General features: G+C 75.2%; 10 protein-coding genes. 6 read left to right on the top strand and 4 right to left on the bottom strand.

Translation table 11 applies throughout. From position 1 onward, the window contains the following. Window positions 1-217: 217 nt before the first annotated feature. From LUZ64_RS29785 to LUZ64_RS29800, 4 genes are all read left to right on the top strand, one after another. Window positions 218-1,495 carry an MFS transporter gene (locus LUZ64_RS29785; RefSeq protein WP_095582679.1) on the top strand — a complete coding sequence of 426 codons (1,278 nt, stop codon included), beginning with the start codon at window positions 218-220 and terminating at the stop codon, window positions 1,493-1,495. Further along, window positions 1,492-4,854, top strand: coding sequence for a type I polyketide synthase (locus tag LUZ64_RS29790; RefSeq protein WP_232390440.1), 3,363 nt, complete (start codon window positions 1,492-1,494; stop codon window positions 4,852-4,854). The genes LUZ64_RS29785 and LUZ64_RS29790 overlap by 4 nt, the downstream gene beginning before the upstream one ends. Continuing rightward, entirely contained in the window at window positions 4,851-12,320 is a 7,470-nt protein-coding gene (locus LUZ64_RS29795; protein WP_232390439.1) for a non-ribosomal peptide synthetase, read from the top strand. Before LUZ64_RS29790 ends, LUZ64_RS29795 begins: the two co-directional genes overlap by 4 nt. A gap of 83 nt (window positions 12,321-12,403) precedes the next feature. Further along, complete coding sequence (locus LUZ64_RS29800; protein WP_095578926.1) at window positions 12,404-13,177, top strand: acyltransferase; 774 nt, start codon at window positions 12,404-12,406, stop codon at window positions 13,175-13,177. A 398-nt stretch (window positions 13,178-13,575) separates the two neighbouring features. On the opposite strand, the gene LUZ64_RS29805 is transcribed toward LUZ64_RS29800, so the two are convergent. Further along, a complete protein-coding gene (locus LUZ64_RS29805; protein ID WP_095578925.1) occupies window positions 13,576-14,493 on the bottom strand; it encodes a class I SAM-dependent methyltransferase in 918 nt (305 codons plus the stop codon). Window positions 14,494-14,570: 77 nt separating this feature from the next. Here LUZ64_RS29805 and LUZ64_RS29810 point away from each other — a divergent pair, with 77 nt between their 5' ends. Then, window positions 14,571-15,197, top strand: coding sequence for a helix-turn-helix domain-containing protein (locus tag LUZ64_RS29810; protein ID WP_095578924.1), 627 nt, complete (start codon window positions 14,571-14,573; stop codon window positions 15,195-15,197). Here LUZ64_RS29810 and LUZ64_RS29815 read toward each other — a convergent pair. Continuing rightward, complete coding sequence (locus LUZ64_RS29815; RefSeq protein WP_095578923.1) at window positions 15,094-15,681, bottom strand: GNAT family N-acetyltransferase; 588 nt, start codon at window positions 15,679-15,681, stop codon at window positions 15,094-15,096. The two genes, LUZ64_RS29810 and LUZ64_RS29815, sit on opposite strands and share 104 nt — an antisense overlap. Window positions 15,682-15,767: 86 nt before the next feature. On the opposite strand from LUZ64_RS29815, the gene LUZ64_RS29820 reads away from it, so the two are divergent. Continuing rightward, window positions 15,768-16,394, top strand: coding sequence for a YigZ family protein (locus LUZ64_RS29820; RefSeq protein WP_232390438.1), 627 nt, complete (start codon window positions 15,768-15,770; stop codon window positions 16,392-16,394). Window positions 16,395-16,461: 67 nt separating this feature from the next. Here LUZ64_RS29820 and LUZ64_RS29825 read toward each other — a convergent pair whose 3' ends face one another. Beyond that, window positions 16,462-17,349, bottom strand: coding sequence for a polysaccharide deacetylase family protein (locus tag LUZ64_RS29825; protein WP_170116927.1), 888 nt, complete (start codon window positions 17,347-17,349; stop codon window positions 16,462-16,464). 98 nt (window positions 17,350-17,447) lie between these two features. Then, entirely contained in the window at window positions 17,448-18,695 is a 1,248-nt protein-coding gene (locus LUZ64_RS29830) for an ATP-grasp domain-containing protein (RefSeq protein WP_095584269.1), read from the bottom strand. Window positions 18,696-18,809: the final 114 nt, after the last annotated feature.

Here is an 18,809-nt window from a genome sequence, read left to right on the forward strand (position 1 = left end):
CCTTGTGACACACAACGATCTAATCACGAGACCGGTGAAAAGCAAGCAAAAAGTGGCGCCGCCCACTTCTCACCGGCCAACTCCCGTGAGATAGGCCAAAGGGAGGATGTCAAGTCCCCAACTCGCGTGGCTCCAGACACGCTTCGAACCGGGCGACTGTGGACGCGGCCTCCGCCGACCGCGGCGCCCATCGGAGGCCGACTGGAGGGGGACGCGCGTGGGGCACTTCCGGCTGCTCGTCGTCGGGAACGGAATCTCGGCATACGGCAGCTACCTGAACATGGTGGCGCTGAACGTCTTCGTCTACCACGTGTCGGGCAGCGCGCTCGTCGCCGGCCTCTTCATGGCCGTACGCCTGGTGACGAACGTGCTGGCGGGCTTCGTGGCCGGGCGGCTGGTCTCCGGGCACGACCGCAAGCGCCTGATGGTCGGCGCCGATCTCACCCAGGCCGCCGCGCTGCTGCTCCTGCTGCTGTCCCCGGACGCCGGCCGGGTCCCGCTGCTCTTCGCGCTGGCCGTGGTGACCGGTGCCTGCTCGACCCTGTCCCAGGTGGCGCTGCGCAGCAGCGTCCCGGAGATCGTCGGCCCGGACCTCCGCACCAGGGCCAACGGCCTGCTGGTCACCGGACGTTCGCTCGCCATGATCGCCGGATTCGCGTCCTCCGGCGTGGTCGTCGCCGGGCTCGGCTACCACTACGCCTTCGCGCTCGACGCCGCCACCTTCGTCGTCTCGGCCACGGTCCTCTTCCTGCTGCCGATCCGCACCCGCGCCACGGCGGAACCGGATGTTCCGGAATCGGAGGGCAAGGGCGCCGCCGAGTGGGGCGTCCGCTTCCTGCTAAGGACGGCACCGCTGCTGGCGGTCATGATCGCCGTCCGCGCCGTCGACGGACTGGGCTCCTCCTCCCACAACGTCGCCCTGCCCATCTACTCGGACAGCCTGAACCCCGGGCATCCCGCCACGTTCGTCAGCCAGTTCTGGGCCACCTGGGCGCTGGGCAACATCGTCGCCCAGCAGCTGTGCGGCCGGTTCATGACCAAGGGCCGCCGCTCACCGGGGGAGCGCGCCTTCGCCGTCGGCTCCTGTGTGATGTCGGCCGGGTTCATCCTCGTCTTCTGCGGGCTGCCCACCGTTCCCGCCATCGCCGCCGCGCTGATCGCCGGGGCGGCCGACGGCTTCACCGAGATCGTGTACGTGACCCGGCTCCAGGCGGCCCCCGACGCGCAGCGCGGCCGGCTCTTCGGACTCTCCGCCTCCGCGGAGAACACCGGCTTCGGCCTCGGCATGGTCGTCAGCGCCTTCCTCCTCGACCACTTCGCCCCCCTGCCGGTGGTGTCGGTCTTCCACGGCTGCGCGATCGTCCTCTGCCTCGTCCTCCTCGCCGTGCTGTTCCGGCGCGGGCCCGAGCTCGCACGGCGCGGGAAGAACGGCGACGGCGCGCGGGGGACGACGGCCGGCCGGGACCTGCCCACCGCGGAAGGACACAGCGCATGAGCACGACCACCCCTCCGGCCGCCGCCGACCCGGCCATGGCCGTCGTCGGCATGGCCTTCCGCCTTCCCGGCGGGGCCGACACCCCCGAGGCGTTCTGGCGCGTCATCCGCGACGGCACCGACTGCGTCACCCGCTTCACCGAGGAGGAACTGGCCGCCGCGGGCATCCCCGAGGAGAAGTACCGCGCCCCCGACTTCGTCGGCGCCGCCGGGATCCTGGACGACCTCGCGGGCTTCGACGCCGCGCACTTCGGCATGAGCGCCCGCGAGGCACAGCTCACCGACCCGCAGCACCGGATGTTCCTGGAGTGCGCCCAGCACGCGCTGGAGGACGCCGGCTACCCCGGCGAGCGCGACGGCACCCGGATCGGCGTCTGGGCCACCACCGGCTACCACCTGTACTCCATGGAGAACTACCTGCTCAACAACGTCCTCACCGGCGCCACCGGTGACGACTGGCTCTCCCGGATGCAGATCATGGTCGGCAACTACACCGACTTCACCGCCACCCGAGTCTCCTACCGGCTGGGCCTCACCGGACCCTCCGTCAGCGTCCAGACCGGCTGCTCCGGTTCGCTGGTCGCCGTGCAGCAGGCCGCCCAGGCGCTGCTCCTCGGCGACTGCGACGTCGCCCTCGCCGGCGCCACCGCCGTCCACGTGCCGCAGGTGCTCGGCTACCGCTACGTCAAGGGCTCCATCCTCTCCAGGAGCGGCCGGCTGCGGGCCTTCGACGCCGCCGCGGACGGCACCGTCGGCGGCACCGGCGTCGTGGCCGTCGTCCTGAAGCGCCTGGAGCGGGCGGTCGCCGACGGCGACACCATCCACGGAGTGATCCGCGGCTGGGGCGTCACCAACGACGGCGCGGGCAAGAAGGCGTACGCGGCGCCCAGCGCCGAGGGCCAGCGGGCCGCGATCCGCCGGGCCCTGGACCGGGCGGGCGTCGGCGCCGACACCATCGGCTATCTGGAGACCCACGGGACCGGCACCCTCAAGGGCGACCCCATCGAATTCGACGCCGCCACCGCCGCGTTCCGCGAGGACACCACGCGGACCGGCTACTGCGCGCTCGGCTCGACGAAGGCCAACATCGGCCACCTCGACGTCGCCTCCGGCCTGGCCGGCCTCGTCAAGACCCTGCTGGTCCTCCGGCACGGCGTCATCCCGCCGATGGCGAACTTCAGCACCCCCAACCCCCTGCTCGACCTGGCCGGGAGCCCCTTCCACATCCCCCGCGCCGCCACCCCCTGGCCGCGGGGCGCCACCCCCCGCCGCGCGGGCCTCACCTCCCTCGGCGTCGGCGGCACCAACGTCCACCTCGTCCTCGAAGAGGCGCCGGAACCCGCGCCCCGGACCGGCCGTACCCGGCCGCCCGGCGTGGCACTGGTCTCCGGCAGCGACGCACAGGCCCTCGCCGACGGCGCCCGCGCCCTCCGCGACCACCTGCGGCGGAACCCCGGCACGGACCTCGCCGACCTCGTCACCACCACCGCCCTCGGCCGCGTCCACGGCCGGCACCGGCTCGCGGCCCGGGGCACGACCACCGCCGAGGTCGCCGACGCCCTCGACGCGTGGCTCACCGACCCGGCCGCCGCCCGGGCCGTCACCGGCACGGCGCCCCGCGAGGGCGCCGCCCGCGTCGGCCTGATGTTCACCGGGCAGGCGAGCCCGTACCCCGGCATGGCCACGGCGCTGTACGAGCGGTTCCCCGCCGTGCGCGAGGTCCTCGACACCTGCGAACGCCTGTACGGCGAGCTCCACGGGGGCTCGCTCCTCGACGGGCTGCTCGGCACCGGCGCCCCGCCCGGGGACGGGGTGTGGCCCACCGACACCGCGCAGCCCGCCCTCTTCGCGCTCCAGTGCGCGACGGTCCGGCTGTGGCGCGACGCCGGACTCGTCCCGGACGCCGTCACCGGACACAGCGTCGGCGAGTACGCGGCCCTGCACGCGGCGGGCGCCCTCTCGACGGAGGACGGCCTTCGCCTCACCGCGGAGCGCGGCCGGCTGATGCGCCGCCTCTGCGCGCCCGGCGGGATGGTCGCCGTGCCCCTGGACCGCGCCGCCGCGGCCGCGCTGGCCGCCGAGGTGCCCGGCCTGGAGCTCGCCGTCACCAACGGCGAGCGCGGCCAGGTGCTCGCCGGGCCCGTCGCCGCCGTGGAGAGGCTCCTCGCCCTGCTCGACGCGCGCGGGATCCGGGGCGAACGGCTGGCGGTGGACCGCGCCTTCCACACCGCGACGACGGACCCAGCCCTCGCACCCTTCCGGGCGGCCCTCGCCGAGGTGACCTTCCGGCCCGTGACCGTCCCCTTCGTCAGCGGGCTCGACGGGCACGTCCACGCCCCCGGCTGGACCCCGGACGCCGGCTACTGCGTACGCCAGACCCGCGAACCGGTGCGCTTCGACCTGGCGCTGCGCGCCCTCGGCGAGCGGGACCTCGCCGCCGTCGTCGAGGCGGGGCCGCACACCACGCTCAGCGGCCTGGCCCGGCGGGCCCTGCCCGGCGTACGGGCCCTCCCCACGCTGCGCCGCGGCGCCGGGGCGGAGGCGCTGTGGTCGGCGGCCGCGGAGCTGCACTGCGCGGGCGCGGACCTCGACTGGCGCCCGCTCGTCGCGGGCAGCGGGGGCCGGAGGGTCCCGCTGCCCGGCTATCGATTCCAGCACAAGCACTACTGGACGGGGCCGGAGCCGACGGCCCCGCGTACCGGAACACCAGCGACAAATGGAGCCACAGTGGTACAGCACGAGGCAGCGGTCGAACGGGTTCTCCGCAGCATCATCGAGTCGACCGCCCGGCATCTCGGCCATGACCCGGCCGCGATCCACGGCGGTACCTCCTTCTTCGACCTCGGCGCGGACTCGCTCCAGATGATCAGCGTGCTGCGGGAGCTGGAGCAGGAGCACCGGGTCAAGGTGTCGATGCGGGAGCTGTTCGAGGAGACGGGCACCCCGCGGCAGCTCGCGGAGCTCATCACGGGGCGGATGCCGGCGCCGGAGGGGAGCCCGTCGCCGGCCGTGGCGCCGGTCCCGCCGGCCCTCTCGGTCCCGCCGGTCCCGGAGCCCGCCGCGCCGGAGCCGCCGGTCGTGGCACCGCCCGTGCCCGCGCCCGCGCCCGAGCCGGCACCGGTATCGGCATCGGCCGCGCCCGAGTACGCCACGCGGGGCGAGCTGGAGGACCTCGCGCACAAGCTCCACCAGATATCGCAGATACAGCTCCAGATGATGTCCCAGCTGTCGCAGCTGCTCGCGCTCCAGACGGCGGCCGCGACGTCCGGGCTCAACGGGCTCAACGGTCTCAACGGCCTCGGCGCCGTCAACGGGCACGGCGGCCTCAACGGTGCCGGCAACGGCAAGGCCGCCCGGTGACCGGGCTCGGCGCCGCATCCGCGGCCCTCGACCAGGACCTGGCCGCGATGGCCGAGCTCTCGCGGCGCATCGCGCGCCAGCTGGGCGCCCCGGAAAGCCCGGAGGCCGCCGCTCCGGAAAACCCGGCGGACACCGGCTCCTCAATCTCCCAGGAGGCGGGCCCGCAACGCTCGCACGGCCCCCGGGTGAACGTCGCGCGCTCCTCCGGCATGGTCCGCGGCGCCTCGCCGAGGTCACAGCAGGACCACCTCGACGACCTCGTACGCCGCTACACGGCCAAGTCCCCGACCTCCAAGAGCATCGCCCAGCGCCACCGCCGGGTGCTCGCCGACAGCCGGGCCGTCGTGGGCTTCCGCAGCGGGACCAAGGAGATGCTGTACCCCATCGCGGGCCGCCGGGCGGGCGGTGCGCGCCTGGAGGACGTCGACGGAAACGAGTACGTCGACATCACCATGGGCTTCGGCGTGCTCCTCTTCGGTCACGAGCCGGACTTCGTGAGCGAGGCGGTCCGCGAACACCTGTCGCGCGGCATCCAGCTCGGCCCCCGGACGGTCGAGACGGGCGAGTCCGCCGAGCTGCTCGCCGGGCTGACCGGCATGGAGCGGGTCGCCTTCGCCAACTCGGGCACCGAGGCCAACTCCGGGGCGATCCGGCTGGCCCGCGCGGCCACCGGCCGCGACAAAATGGTCATCTTCAACGGCGCGTACCACGGCCACGCCGACACCGTCCTCGGGCGCGCGTCGGGCGCCGGGGCCGGCCGGCCCACCGTGCCCGTGTCCAGCGGGATCCCGCACAGCGCCGTCGCCGACCTGCTGGTCCTCGACTACGGCAGCCAGGACTCGCTGGACACCATCGAGCGGCTCGCGGGTGAGATCGCCGTGGTCGTCGTCGAGCCCGTGCAGAGCCGGCACCCGTCCCTCCAGCCGGTGGAATTCGTCCGCGCGCTGCGTGAGCTGACGCGACGTCATGACATCGTCCTGATGTTCGACGAGATGCTGACGGGCTTCCGGCCGGCCGCGCGCGGCGCCCAGGAGCTCTACGGCGTCACGCCCGACCTCGCCACCTACGGCAAGCTGCTGGGCGGCGGCTTCCCGATCGGCGCGATCGCCGGGCGGGCGGACATCATGGACGGGGTCGACGGCGGATACTGGTCGTACGGCGACGACAGCTACCCGCCCGCCGACACGACCTTCTTCGGCGGCACGTACATCCAGCACCCGGTGTCGATGGTCGCGGCCCGGGCCGTGCTGACCCACCTCAAGGAGCACAGCCCCACGCTCCAGCAGCGTCTCAACGCCCGCACGGACGAACTGGCCGCGACGCTCAACGCCTTCTTCGAGGCCGAGGAGTACCCCCTGCGGATGAGCCACTTCGGCTCGCAGTTCCGCTTCGACCACCGCGCGGACATGGAGCTGCTCTACCACCATCTGATGCTGCGCGGCGTGCACGTCTGGGAGTGGCGCAACTTCTTCCTGTCGACCGCGCACTCCGACGGCGACCTCGAATTCGTCGCGGACGCCGTCAAGGACTCCCTGCGGGAGCTGCGCGGCGCGGGCTTCTTCCCGGGCGGCCCGGCGGTGCCCCCGAGGCCGGCACCGGCGGCACTCCCGGAGGCCCGCCCGACGGCGCCGGCACGAGCCGCGGCGCTCGCGCCTGCGGTGAGTGCCGGGCCTGCGGCGAGTGCCGGGCCTGCGGCGAGTGCCGGGCCTGCGGCGAGTGCCGGGCCTGCGGCGAGTGCCGGGCCTGCGGCGAGTGCCGGGCCTGCGGCGAGTGCCGGGCCTGCGGCGAGTGCCGCGCCTGCGGCGAGTGCCGCGGGCGTCGTCCCCGCCATGGCGCTCAACGCGGCCGCCGCCCGCCCGGCGGTCCCCGCGCCCCTCGTCCCCCCGGTGGCGGAAGCCACCCCCCGTACCACCGACTTCAGCATCTACTTCTTCGGCGACTACCCCCAGGACGACGACACCCCCCGCCAGGGCAAGTACGAACTCCTCATGGAGACGGCCCGCTTCGCCGACCGGCACGGGTTCCACGCGCTGTGGATGCCCGAGCGGCACTTCCACTCCTTCGGCGGGCTCTTCCCCAACCCCGCCGTGCTCGCCGCCGCGCTCTCCCGCGAGACCGAGCGGATCCGGCTCAACGCCGGTTCCGTCGTGCTGCCCCTCCACGACCCCGTCCGCGTCGCGGAGGAGTGGTCGATGGTCGACAACCTCTCCGGCGGGCGCGTCGGGATCGGCGTCGCCGGCGGCTGGCACGCGCACGACTTCGTCTTCTTCCCCGAGCGCTTCGGACGCCACCGGGAGCTGATGTACGAGCAGCTGGAAGACGTCCGCAGGCTCTGGCACGGCGAGGCCCTCACCCGCACCACCGGTGACGGCGAGACCGGTGTCCGGCTCTTCCCCCGGCCCGTGCAAGCGACCCCGCCGATGTACACGGCGGTCGTCGGCAACCCCGCCTCGTACGAGCTCGCGGCCCGGCACGGCCTCGGCATCGTCACCAACCTGATGACGCAGAGCGTCGAACAGCTCCGCGACAACGTCGCGCTCTACCGCCGCACCCGCGCCGCCCACGGCCTCGACCCGGCCGCCGGCCGGGTCGCCGTCCTGCTGCACACCTACCTCGCCGCCGACCACGACACCGCCCGCGCCGAGGCGTACGAACCCCTGTCCCGCTACATGCGCGCGTCCCTGTCCCTCTTCGGCGGCGTCGCCAACAGCCTCGGCCACAACGTCGACCTGGCCGCCCTCAGCGAGGACGACCTCGACACCCTCTTCCGCCGCGCCTACGACCGCTACTGCGACCAGCGAGCCCTCATCGGCTCGGTGGACAGCGTCTCGGCCGTCGTCGACGCCGTCACCGAGGCCGGCGCCGACGAGATCGTCTCGCTCGTCGACTTCGGCGTCGCCCCCGACGCGCTGCGCGCAGGACTCGTCCACGCCGACGCGCTGCGCCGCCGCCACCAGGAGCGGCGCCCCCCGGTCGCCGCGCCGAAGGACGCCCCGCTCTCCCCGGGCCAGGAGCGCATCTGGTTCCTGGAGCGGATGCTCCCAGGCCGCACCGCCTACAACGAGACCAAGGCCGTCCGCCTCGACGGACCGCTCGACGTGCCCGCCCTGCGCGCGGCCCTGCGCGGCCTCGTCGCCCGGCACGAAGGGCTGCGCACCGTCTTCCGGGAGACCGGCGGCGAGCCCCGGCAGCTCGTCCTGCCCCCGGGCGAACCGGACTTCGCCGTCGTCGACGGCACGGAATCCGGCGAGGCCCTGCGGGACGTCCTGGACGCGGAGAGCGCCCGCCTCTTCGACCTCGCCGACGGGCCGCTGTTCATCACCCGCCTGGTGCGCGAGGCCGAGGACCGGCACGTCCTGGTCCTCTCCCTGCACCACATCGTCGTCGACGCGGCCTCGGCCACGGTCCTGGCCCGCGACCTGTCGGCCCTCTACCGGGCCGAGCGCGACGGCACCCCCGCCGCCCTGCCCGCCCCGGCCTGGACCTACGCCGACTACGCCCGTGAGCAGCACGAGCACGTCGCGGCCGGCGGCGGGGACGGCCACGGCGCCGACCTCTCCTACTGGCTCGACACGCTCGGCGGCGGCCTGCCCGACCTGGAGCTGCCCACCGACCGCCCGCGCCCCGCGACGATGACCTCCCACGGCCGTGCCGTCTTCCGCACCCTCGACCCCGCGCTGTCCGCCCGCCTGCGCGACCTGGGCCGCGGCCACCGCGCCACCCTGTTCATGACCCTGCTCGCCGGCTACGCGGCCATGCTGCACCGGGTCACCGGGCAGGACGACCTCGTCATCGGCACCCCGATGTCGAACCGCCCGGAGCGGGCCGCGGACATCCTCGGCTTCTTCGTCAACACCCTCGCCCTGCGCCTCGACCTCTCCGGCGACCCGGCGTTCGGCACCCTCCTGGAGCGCGTCCGGACCGCCGCCCTGGACGCCTACGACCACGCCGACGTGCCCTTCGAGACGGTGGTGCGCGCCCTCGCGCCGCGCCGGGTCACCGACCGCACCCCGGTCTTCCAGGTCCTCGCCGAGTTCCAGCGCGACGAACCGTTCCGCTTCGAGCTGCCGGACATCACGGCCACCCCGCTCGACGCCGGACCCGACAAGGCCCTCACGGACCTCACCGTCTACTTCACCGACCAGCCGCAGGGCATCCGCTGCCACCTGGAGTACAACACCGACCTCTTCGACCCGGAGACCGTCGACCGCTTCTTCGCGACCTTCCAGGACATCCTCCGGGCCGCCGCCGACGCGCCCACGACCCCGCTGTCCCGGCTCGCCGCACCGGTGACCGACGGCGACCCCGTCCCCGCCGCCTGGCAGCGCGGCCCCGTCCGACCGCCCGCGGGGGACCCCGCCGGCACCACCCTCCACGAGCTCGTCGCCCGGCAGGCGGCGGCCGGCCCGGACCGCACCGCCGTGCTCTCCGGCGCCACCGTGCTCACCTACCGCGAACTGGAGGAACGGGCCGAACGGCTCGCCGCCGTCATCCGGGAGCGGTCCGGCGCGCCCGGCACCGACGAGACCGTCGCCCTGTGGCTGCCGCGCTCGGCCGACCTCGTCGTGGCCATGCTCGCCGTCCTGAAGTCCGGCCGCGCCTACGTCCCGCTGGACCCGTCCCTCGGCCGCCCGCGCGCCGAGGCCGTCCTCGCCGCGTGCGGCGCCCGGACCCTGATCAGCACCCGGGCCGCGGCGGCGGAGCTCGACCTGCCCGCCGGCCTGGCCGTGGTGACCCCCGACGACGTCCCGGCGGGCCCCACCGGCGGCCCGGCCGCCACCGGCGCCGGGTCACTCGCCTACGTCGTCCACACCTCCGGCAGCACCGGCCGCCCCAAGGGCGTCGCCGTACCGCACCGCGCCGTCGTGGACCTCTGCCACTGGCACCACCGCCGCTTCGGCACCACCCCCGACGACCGGTCCGCGGTCGTGTGCGGCCAGAGCTTCGACGCCGCCGTCCTGGAGGTCTGGCCCGCCCTGACCGCGGGCGCCTCCGTCGCCGTCGCCGACGAGTCCGTACGCAAGGACCCGCTCGCCCTCGCCCGCTGGTACACGGAGCGCGGGGTCACCTTCTCCATCCTGCCCACCGCGCTCGGCGAGGCCGTGCTGGAGCTCCCGGCCGGCGTCCAGCCGCCGCTGCGCCACCTCCTGACGGGCGGTGACGTCCTGCGCACCCGGCCGAGGCCTGAGGCGCCGTACGAGACCGTCAACGTGTACGGGCCCACCGAGGTCACCGTGCTGTGCACCGCCGGGACGGTCCTCCCCGGCCCCGACGGCGAGGAGATCGGCATCGGCCGGCCCGCCGACAACGTCCGGCTGCGGGTGCTGGACGCCTCCGGCGCGCCGGTCCCGGTGGGGACCGTGGGCGAGCTGTACGTCGGCGGCCCAGGCGTGGCCCGCGGCTACCTCGGCCGGCCCGCCGAGACCGCCGAGCGCTTCCTGCCCGACCCCGACGGCGGCCCGGACGACCGGCTCTACCGCACGGGCGACCTGGTGCGCTGGGCGCCCGACGGCGGCCTCCGCTTCCACGGCCGGACCGACGACCAGGTGAAGATCCGGGGCTTCCGGGTCGAGCCCGAGGAGGTCTCCCGCGCGCTCAACGCCCTCGACGGCGTCCGCGAGGCGGTCGTGCTGGGCCGCCGCGACGGCCGGGGCGAGGCGTTCCTCGCCGCGTTCGCCGTACCGGCGGACCCGGTGGGGGAGACCGCCGCCGACCGGCAGGCGTTCGCCGACCTCATGGCCGACGAACTGGCCGCCCGGCTGCCGGAGTACCTCGTGCCGCGCGCCTGGGCGGTGCTCTCCGGTCTGCCCCTGACCGGCAACGGCAAGCTGGACCGCGCCGCCCTGCCGCAGGCCCGGCTCGTCACCAAGGCGACGGCCGCCGTCGCGGAAGCCCCCGTCCGGACGGCCGCCGAGGCCGTTCCCGCCGGGCGGGGCGTCGAACGGCGGCTCCGCGAGCTGTGGGCGGACCAGTTCGGCACCGACCCCGGGGCCCTCGACCCCGACGCGTCGTTCTTCGACCTCGGCGGGCACTCCATCACCGCGATCCGGCTGATCAACCGGGTGCGGGACGCCTTCGGCACCGAGTACCCGATGCTCGCCTTCTACCAGGAGCCCACCCTGCGGGCCATGACGGACCGGCTGGCCGCGTCGGCGGGCGGCGACGACGTCGAGGGCCGGGCACCGGCGACCTCCCAGCAGATCCGCTTCGTCACCGCGCACCGCGCCCACGCGCTGCCCCAGGTGTTCAACGTGGCCCTGCGGATCACCCTGTCGGGGACGCTGGACGCCGCCGCGCTGCGGACCGCCCTCACCCGGCTCGTCGAACGGCACGAATCCCTGCGCACCCGCTACGTCCAGGAGGGCGGCGAGGGCGGCGAGTGGTACCAGGAGGTGCTCCGGGCCCGCCCGGTGGACCTCCCGGTCGTGGAGGCGCGCGGCGACGAGGCCGCGCGCGTCGCCACCGAGCTCGCCAACACCCCCTTCGACCTGGACGGGGGCACCACCGCACCGGTCCTCCGGCTGCTGCGGACCGGGGACGCCGACTGGGCGCTGCTGGTCGTGCTGCACCACTCCATGTGCGACGGATGGGCCGTCAGCCTGCTGCTGAAGGAGCTCGCCGTCCTCTACGGGGCCGCCGTCACCGGCACGCCCGACGGCCTCCCGACGCCGCCGCAGCCCTCCGCCTTCGCCCGGTGGCAGCGGGAGCACACGCCCTCGACGTCCGTGGAGGCCAGGCTGGAGCACTGGACGCGCGAGCTGGACGGCGCCGCCTTCCGGCACACGCTGCCGCTGGACCGGCCGCGCCCGGAGACCCTCAGCGGGCACGGGGGAGCCGTCATGTTCACCGTCCCGGCCAGGGTTCGGGAGGCCGTGGAGGCCCTCGCCCGGCGGCGCGGCACGACCCCGTACGCCGTCACCGCGGCGGCGCTCGGCCTGCTGTTCTCCCGGAAGTCCGGGCAGCCCGAGACCGTCCTCAGCGTGCCCTACGCGGGCCGCGACCGGCAGGAGTTCGAACAGCTGGTGTCCTGCACGACCGCGGCGTTCGTGCTGCGCGTCCGCGCCGCCGGGGCCGCGTCCTTCGGCGACCTCGTCGATCAGGTGGCCCGTACGTCGGTCCGGGCCGTCGAGCACGTCGTGCCGCCCCGGGACCTCGCCCCGGCGCTCCGCGAACGGCTGGGCGTCGAGATGCCGGCCCCGCTGCCGCTCGGCTTCGCCTACCAGAACTCCCTGGAGGCGGACATCGAGCTGCCGGGCCTGACCGCGTCCGTGGAGGACCTCGCCCCCGCCGCCAGCCGGACGGAGTTCAGCCTCGGGCTCGTCCCCGCCGGGGACATGTACACCGGCTATGTGGAGTACGCGGGCGACCTGTGGGACCGCTCCACCGTCGAGGGCTGGGTCCGCGACTACGCCGCGCTGCTGGAGGAGGAGACCGGCCGGGCCCTGCGCGAGGCCCTGCGCGACTGAGCCCGTTCCCGCCGCGCCGGGGTGGGGCGAAGATCACAGCACCCGCCCCGGCCGCCGGGGCACCCGCTGAGTACCGTGAGCGGGTGCCCAAGGACCAGAACACGTTCTCCCGCGACGCCTCCGCCGCCCTCGCGGCCTGGGGGCGTCGTGCCGCCTCGCGGGCCGTGCACCGGGGCTGGGGGTGGGTCCAGCGGGCGGGCGCGGTGACCGCCGAGCGCCCCGGCCCGTACCGCTTCCGCAGGATCGGCTCCGGCACCCGGCTCGCGTTCCCGCTGGGCACCGTCTTCGGCGAGCGGTGGATCGAGCTGGGCGACCACTGCATCATCGGCGAACAGGTCACCTTGACCGCCGGCATGATGCCGGGCCTCGACCTCGGCCCGGACCCGGTGCTGCGGCTCGGCAACGGTGTGGTCCTCGGCCGGGGCAGCCACGTGGTCACCTCCGCGCCGGTCACCTTCGGCGACGACGTCTTCTGCGGCCCCTACGTCTACGTCACCAGCGATAACCACTCCTACGACGACCCCGACCAGCCCATAGGCCGGCAGTGGCCGCGCAGCGCGCCCGTCACCATCGGCTCCGGGAGCTGGCTGGGCACCGGCGCGGTGATCCTGCCGGGCGCCCGGCTCGGCCGGAACGTCGTGGTCGCGGCCGGGTCCGTCGTCCGCGGCGAGGTGCCCGACCACGCGGTGGTCGCGGGCGCCCCCGCGAAGATCGTCCGCCGCTGGGACGCGGAGGGCGGCTGGGTGCCGCCGCTGCGGACACCGGCGCCGGTGCCGGTCCCCGGCGGTGTGACGCACGAGGAACTGCTGTCGGTGGTCGACCTGCCGGCGGATCCGGGGGACCGGGGCGGGGCCTGAACCCGCCCCGGCCACTGCCGGGAGAGCCGCCCCCGACCGGGAGGTGCCCCCGGTCGGGGCCATGGGCGAGCGGCCGCGCCGGACGGGGCGGGAGAGCGGCCCGGCGGATGCCGCCGGGTGCCGAGGGCCGGGCCCCGGCGAAGCCCCGCCGCGTCGGCGCGCCCGTCGACGGGCCTTCAGGTCCGCCGGGTGGGTGATGTCCGGCGAGGGCTGGGCCCGTCAGGTGCTGAGGGCCGGGCCCCAGCGGTGCACCCGCCGCTGCGGTGTGTGGCCGTCGTACGAGCCCCTCGGGCTCTCCGGGCGGGTGACGCCCGCCGGGGGACCAGCCCGTCGGGTGCCTGGGGCCGGGGTCCGGGGGAGCCCCGCCGTGTCGGTGTGACCGACCGCCCTACCCGCCCTCAGGCGCGGCGCCCGACGTGCACCGTCAGTGCCTCCAGGCAGAAGACGTCCGGCCGCTTCCGCACCCCGGTCTCCGACTCCTCGTCGAGCAGCCGGTCCAGGACCTCCAGATCCTCCGCCGGAAGCACGTCGGCGAGCCCCTCCCGCATGCGGTTCAGCCGGTCGTACGCGTAGCCGCGGCCGAGGGCGTCGAGCGGGGCGGGCGCGTCCACCAGGAACGTACGGCTGCCGGCCGGGGTGAGGCCGGCCGCGGTGAAGAGGGCCGGCCAGTCCTCCGGCACCGGGACGGAGCCCGGCAGTCCGGCGCGCATCGCGGTGAAGGCGTCCTCCATGCCCGCCTCCAGCCGGGCCTGGAGCCCCGGCCGGCCCATGCCGATGTCGCGGGGCAGGAAGCGCGGGGCGAGCCCGCCCTCGACGACGGCCAGCAGACCGCCCGGGCGCAGCGAGCGGCCGAGCGCGGCCAGGGCCGCCGTCTGGTCGCCGAGGTGGTGGACGACCTGGCCCGCCCAGACCAGGTCCGCCGCGCCGAGCGGCTCCAGGCCGTCCGGAAGGTCGGCGCGGTGGGTGGTCACCCGGTCGGCCAGGCCCGCGTCTTCGGCCAGTTCGGCGGCCCGGGCCAGCAGCTCCGGCGCCGCGTCGACGGCGACGACGCCGGCCCCCGGGAACCGGCGGGCGAGGACGAGGGAGGCGAGGCCCGGCCCGCTGCCGACGTCGAGGACGCGCCGGGCCTCCCCGTCCGCGAGGGCGGCCAGCCAGTCCGCCGCGCCTTCGAGGAACGGCGTCCGTACCCTCGCCGAGCGCTCCAGCTGATCGCCGATGGCCGCCCAGTCGCGGATCCCGGCGCCGTGGCCGCAGTGGTGTGCCGTGCCGTGTCCCGCGCGGTGGGCGGTGTCCTGTGCGGTGTGGTGTGTGGTCATGGCCGCAGACTGCGCCCGCCGGTGCGGGACCGGCAACGTTTGTTGCCGTTTCCGGGACGGCGCGGTGAACTGGGCGCATGGAACACCCACCCGAGATCGCCGAGACCCTGTCCGAGGTCGGCCCCCGGCTCCGCCGCCTCCGTACCCGGCGGGGCGTCACCCTGGCCGCGCTGGCCGGGGCCACCGGGATCTCCAAGAGCACCCTGTCCCGCCTGGAGTCCGGGCAGCGCAGGCCGAGCCTCGAACTCCTCCTGCCGCTCGCCCGGGCGCACCAGGTGCCGCTCGACGAGCTGGTGGGCGCGCCGGAGTCCGGCGACCCCCGGGTCCGCCTCACGCCCCGGGAGGTGAACGGCACGACCGTGGTGCCGCTGAGCAGCCGGCCCGGCCCGCTCCAGGCCCTCAAGATCGTCATCCCGGCGGACCGGTGCCGCCCGGACCCGCGGGTCCACGAGGGCTACGAGTGGCTGTACGTCCTCTCCGGCCGGCTGCGGCTGGTCCTCGGCGATCACGACGTGACCCTGGGGCCGGGCGAGGCCGCCGAGTTCGACACCCGGCTGCCGCACTGGTTCGGCAGCGCGGGCGGGGAGCCCGTGGAGATCCTCAGTCTGCTGGGCCGTCAGGGCGAGCGGATGCACGTACGGGCCAGACCCCGTCCCGGCGGGGCTCCTGGACGGGACCCTGAGGGGGAACGGCCCGAGGGCTGACCGCCGTCCGGCGGGAGACGTCGAGGGACAGGGCGAGGGAGTGCTCGGCGAAGCCGAGGCCGCGGTAGAGGGGCTCGGCGTCCTCGGTGGCGTGCAGGTCCACACGGGTCACGCCCCGCTCCGCGAACCAGTCGAGCAGCGCCTCCGTCGTCGCCCGCGCCATGCCGCGGCCCCGGTACCGGGGGTCGGTGCACACATTGAAGACGAACCCGAACAGGCCGGCCGGGTGGCCGGGCGCGGGCAGCCGCTCCTCGACGCGGCCCACGGCGCACGCCGCGAGGTGCGCCGGCCCCGCGGCGTCCCCGTCGACGACGAACGCCCCCAGCCGCGGCACCTCCTCCGCCAGCTGCCGGCGGGCCGTCTCCCGTGCGGCGTGTTCCCAGTCGCCGGGGGAGTCCACGCCGCTCATGTCGGCGAACATCAGGCGGCGCAGCCGGACGATCTCGGCGGCGTCCTCGGGCCGGGCGGAACGAATCGTGATCATGGCTTGATGCTAAGCAGGGCCCGGTCGGCGCGCGTTCCCGTGGTGGCCGGGGGAAGACCCCGGCGCACGCGAACTAGGCTGGGCGGATGCACGAGCAGTACCGCACGGTCACACGCGAAGGCGTGCACGAGATCGAGATCAACAAATCGCGCTTCCTCTGCGCCCTCGCCCCCGCCGCGACCGAGGAGGAGGCCCAGGCGTTCATCGCCCGGGTCCGCAAGGAGCACCCCACCGCCCGCCACCACTGCTTCGCCTACGTGCTCGGCGCCGACGGCTCCGTGCAGAAGGCGAGCGACGACGGAGAGCCCGGCGGCACCGCCGGGGTGCCCATGCTCCAGATGCTGCTGCGCCGCGAGGTCCGGTACGTCGTGGCCGTCGTGACCCGCTATTTCGGTGGGGTCAAGCTGGGCGCGGGCGGCCTCATCAGGGCGTACGGAGGGGCCGTCGGCGAGGCGCTCGACGTGCTCGGCACGGTCACCCGGCAGCGGTTCCGGCTGGCCACGGTCACCGTCGACCACCAGCGCGCCGGGAAGCTGGAGAACGACCTCCGGGCGACCGGGCGGTCCGTGCGCGAGGTGAGTTACGGGGCGGAGGTGCGGATCGAGGTCGGCCTGCCCGAGGCGGACGTCGAGGGCTTCCGGGCCTGGCTCGCGGACACCACCGCCGGCACGGCCCGCCTCGCCCTCGGGGGCGAGGCGTACGGCGACGCGTGACGCGTGACGCCTGACGCGGTCAGCGGCCAGCGGCCAGTGGCCGGTGTCGGCGGCCGGCGCCCGGCGGTCAGATGTAGTCCTCCAGCCGGGCCAGGGCGAAGCCCTGTTCCGTGACCTCGCGCAGCACCAGGCGCAGCATGTCCGTGATGGGCGCCCCCCAGGTGTGGGGCCCGTTGAAGTGGCTGAGGATGATGTCGCCGGGGTGGAGCTTCGCGTCGTCCCTGCTGTACTCCATCCGGTCCGGGAACGCCTCCTCGCTCCACAGCGGCGCGGCGCGGGCGCCGCACTCCTCGGCGACGATCAGGGTGTCCTCGTCGTAGTCGCCGAAGGGCGGCCGGAAGAGCCACGGCTGGACGCCGATCTCCTCTTCGAGGACGTCCTGCTGGCCGCATATCTCGTCGTACTGCTCGTCGGCCGTCAGCGTGGTCATCTGCGGATGGGTGAGGGTGTGGTTCTGCACCGGGACCCCCAGCTCGTGCAGATCGCGGAAGTAGCCGTAGTCGCTCGCCGCGGACTCGTCCGTGAGGAACGCGCTGAGCGGCACCTTCAGCTCCCGCACCATGTCCAGGAAGCTGTGGTCCTTCGCGGCCCCGTCGTCCACCGTCAGGAAGACGACCTTGTCCGTGGTCGGCACGCGGGAGAACACGGGTATCAGGTCCGGCCCCCGGTCGAGCGACTCCGGGGTCTCCGGCCGCAGCTTCTCCTTGGGAGGTGGCGGGGCCTCCAGCGGCGCCCGGTCCAGGCCCCACTTCTTCGCGGCGGCCGTCCGCTGCTGGAGCGTGGAGGCCGTCCCGGCCAGGGCCCGCCCGTCCTCGGAGTCCCGCGGCTCCCAGGTGGAGCACGCGCCGGCCGTGAGGACGAGGAGGAGGGGCAGCAGCCGGGCGGTGTGCCGGCGCCGGTGCCCGCGCGGACGGGGCGCACTGGACCCACGGCAAGGGCGACGTATGAGGTGCATATTCCGGATCCTGGCAGCGGATTCCGGCCCCCGCTCGCCCGGTACGCCCATCGGGGCGGCGGCCCCGGCGGTGCCCGGAGCCGCCGGCCGACGGCACGTCACCCGGTCTCGAACGTGACCCCCGCGGCGAGCCCGGTGGTGAGCTCGTCGATGTCGTCGGCGGATTCGCTGCCCGCCACGAAGACGGCCGAGCGGTTGAAGGAGTCCTTCACCGCTCCGATCACATCGCCGGGCGCCACCTGGAGGTGGGCGGCGATGACGGCCGGGTGGCGGGTGAGCTCCTCCCAGCCGCGCACGGCGCGCAGCCGTCCGGCGGGCGCGAAGAGGAACTCGACGCGGGCGGCGCCCGAGGGCGCGGGGACGGGCCGCGGGGTGCGGCCGAGGAGGTCGTCGACGAGGGTGCCGTAGAGCTCCAGACCCGGCCGGGTGTGCTCGACGAGGGCGTGGATGTAGTCACCGGCGCCCCGGCAGTGGAACTCGCCGAGTACGACCCCGGAGGCGGTCACCCAGAGCTCGATGTGGAAGATGCCGTGCGTGACGCCGATGGCGGTCAGCGCCCGCTCCACCGTGTCCCGGGCCTCGTCGGCCGTCGTCTTGTCCAGGCCGGACGGCACCTGCTGGCTGGTGGAGATGAACCCGTCGGTGACGCGCTTGCGGGTCAGGGCGAGCACCTGCGGCACCCCGCCCAGCACGATCCCCTCCGCCGAGTACTCGTCGCCCTCCACGAAGGTCTCGACCAGGAAGCACGAGGAGGGCGGCTCCAGGGGGCTCATCGCCGGGGCGGGCTCGGCCAGCTTCCGCAGCGCCGCGTCCAGTTCGCGGGGACGCTCGATCCGGGTGACGCCGATGCTGGCGAGACCGTCCCGGGGCTTGACGATCCACGGGCCCGGGCCGGTAGCGCGCAGGAAGCGCTCGGCCTCCTCGGCGCTCCGGCACACCGCGGAGTCCGGCTGCGGGAAGCCCGCCTCGCGCAGCCGCCGCCGGCACAGGTCCTTGCGGCGCACCCGCAGGACCGCCTCCGGGTCGTTGCCCGCCAGCCCCAGCTCCCGGGCCACCACCGCCGTCGGATGCACCGACAGCTCCCGGACGGTCAGCACCGCGTCGACCGGCGGCCGTGCGGCGGCCGCCCAGGCCCGGCACGCCTCGGCGTCGTGCACGTCCAGCGCCACCACGTCGTCGACGAGGGCCAGTTCCTCCGGGGGCGCCGCGCGCAGCGCCTCGGGGGTGTCGGCGCCCAGCACGCGCACCCCCCGCCGCCGTGCCTGTGCGCTCAGCCGCCGGATCTGGTCCCGGCCCCAGGCGGGCATCCCGGCGTTGCCCAGAACGAGGAGCGTCGCATCTGCCATATCGGCCAACCCTCTTCCTCCAGCTGTCCAGGTGACGAAGAGTAGCGGCTCGTGCGCGCGGCGGAGGGGAGCCGGCCGGGGGCGTCCGGGTGACGGCGCCCGGACGCCCGCCGA

The organism is Streptomyces albireticuli (assembly GCF_021228125.1).
GTDB classification, from domain to species: domain Bacteria; phylum Actinomycetota; class Actinomycetes; order Streptomycetales; family Streptomycetaceae; genus Streptomyces; species Streptomyces albireticuli.

What these genes read in the sequence shown, in the direction of transcription:
- LUZ64_RS29790 (WP_232390440.1), top strand. Translation starts at nt 1,492, where the DNA reads ATGAGCACGACCACCCCTCCGGCCGCCGCCGACCCGGCCATGGCCGTC.
- LUZ64_RS29805 (WP_095578925.1), bottom strand. Translation starts at nt 14,493, where the DNA reads ATGACCACACACCACACCGCACAGGACACCGCCCACCGCGCGGGACAC.
- LUZ64_RS29810 (WP_095578924.1), top strand. Translation starts at nt 14,571, where the DNA reads ATGGAACACCCACCCGAGATCGCCGAGACCCTGTCCGAGGTCGGCCCC.
- LUZ64_RS29815 (WP_095578923.1), bottom strand. Translation starts at nt 15,681, where the DNA reads ATGATCACGATTCGTTCCGCCCGGCCCGAGGACGCCGCCGAGATCGTC.
- LUZ64_RS29820 (WP_232390438.1), top strand. Translation starts at nt 15,768, where the DNA reads ATGCACGAGCAGTACCGCACGGTCACACGCGAAGGCGTGCACGAGATC.
- LUZ64_RS29825 (WP_170116927.1), bottom strand. Translation starts at nt 17,349, where the DNA reads ATGCACCTCATACGTCGCCCTTGCCGTGGGTCCAGTGCGCCCCGTCCG.
- LUZ64_RS29830 (WP_095584269.1), bottom strand. Translation starts at nt 18,695, where the DNA reads ATGGCAGATGCGACGCTCCTCGTTCTGGGCAACGCCGGGATGCCCGCC.